Annotated in this window: 2 protein-coding genes and 1 pseudogene; 1 reads left to right on the top strand and 2 read right to left on the bottom strand. The window is 60.5% G+C overall.

Features of this window, described 5'->3' with window-relative positions; all coding sequences use genetic code 11:
• Window positions 1-371: pseudogene (locus ACO48X_RS09780) on the top strand (cysteine hydrolase family protein); the annotation flags it as partial.
• Between the two features lie 120 nt (window positions 372-491).
• Here the strand turns inward: ACO48X_RS09780 and ACO48X_RS09775 are convergent.
• Together ACO48X_RS09775 and ACO48X_RS09770 are read right to left on the bottom strand one after the other, a co-directional pair.
• Window positions 492-704 carry a TOBE domain-containing protein gene (locus ACO48X_RS09775; RefSeq protein ID WP_485001902.1) on the bottom strand — a complete coding sequence of 71 codons (213 nt, stop codon included), beginning with the start codon at window positions 702-704 and terminating at the stop codon, window positions 492-494.
• 175 nt (window positions 705-879) lie between these two features.
• Window positions 880-1,193 (bottom strand): pyruvate formate-lyase-activating protein (locus tag ACO48X_RS09770; protein ID WP_485001901.1); only part of this gene is annotated, 314 nt, incomplete at its 5' end.

Raw genomic sequence — 1,193 nt, 5'->3', positions numbered from 1 at the left:
CCCCGGGATGGCAGTACGTCGACGAGCTTGTTCCCGCACCGGAAGAACCGCTCGTTCCCAAAACGTATGCCGACGCCTTCGCCGAAACCGAACTCAAAGGCGTTCTCGAAGGCCTCGGCGCAAAGCACTTTTATCTCTGCGGCGCAATGACCGACGCGTGCATCCGCTCCACCCTTTTCGGCGGAGTCTACCGAGGCTATGACGTGACACTCGTGGCGGACGCGCACACCACCGCAGACAGGGACGAATTCGGATACACAGCAGATCAAGCCGTCGCCATAGTCAATATGATGGCAAACTATACGGTTCTGCCCGATGCGCACACCGACGTCACGACTACGGCGAGTTTCCCCGTCCGAAGCGCCGTCTGACACGCGGCCGCTCGGGCGTGCAGACACCCCGACATACGGCCTATCTGACGCGCTCCGCAGCAGCCGATGACCGGAAATGCGGCTGCTGCGGAGCGCTCCAGCGTGAACTTCTGTTTTCTTTCAGTCTTCGACTCCGACGACGACGTTCGAGGCCTTGATGACCGCGTAGGCTTCAACGCCTTCTTCGAGCCCCAGTTCCTCGATCGACGCATTCGTGATCGATGACGTTATGACGATCCCCGGCGCGACTTCGATCTTGACGACGCCATTCACGGCGCCTTTTTCAACCGAAACGACGGTTCCTTTGATCTGATTGCGTGCTGAAAGTTTCATGTGTTTCTCCTATTGGCGGCGGATCTGGCGTGATCCGCGTCTTTCCGCTGCGTTGCCTTTTCCTCCGCGCTGCCGCAGCGTCGGAAAGACGCGAGGAATCACGGACACATCGCGGACTTCGCGCGCCGACTGGCCTGCGCCGAAAGCGTTTTGTGCAAAAACCCGGTCTGACCGTTCAGTAGACGGTCAGACCGTGCGATCGGAAGATCTCACGCGTGCGCTCGATCAGCTCCTTGCCCGGCGGCTGAGTGTCGTTCAGCTCGTACTTCAGTCCCAGCGTCTTCCACTTGTCCCGTCCCATCTGATGGAACGGCAAGACTTCGACGCGGCTGACGTTTGGCCACTTCTCGACGATCTGCGCCACGGCCTCGACGTTCTCCTCCGAATCCGTCAGCCCGGGCACGAGCACGAACCGAATCCACGTTTCGATGCCGCGCTCGGCCAGACGATCGCCGAAGTCGATCGTCGGCTGGAGGTCGCCGCTCGTGA

It is taken from the genome of Peptidiphaga sp., assembly GCF_057238965.1.
The sequence above is the reverse complement of the archived record's forward strand: the minus strand, read 5'-3'. Positions and strand labels throughout refer to the sequence as shown.

Bases quoted from the DNA above. Each gene is read 5' to 3' on its own strand.
- ACO48X_RS09775 (WP_485001902.1), bottom strand. From the start codon at position 704: ATGAAACTTTCAGCACGCAATCAGATCAAAGGAACCGTCGTTTCGGTT.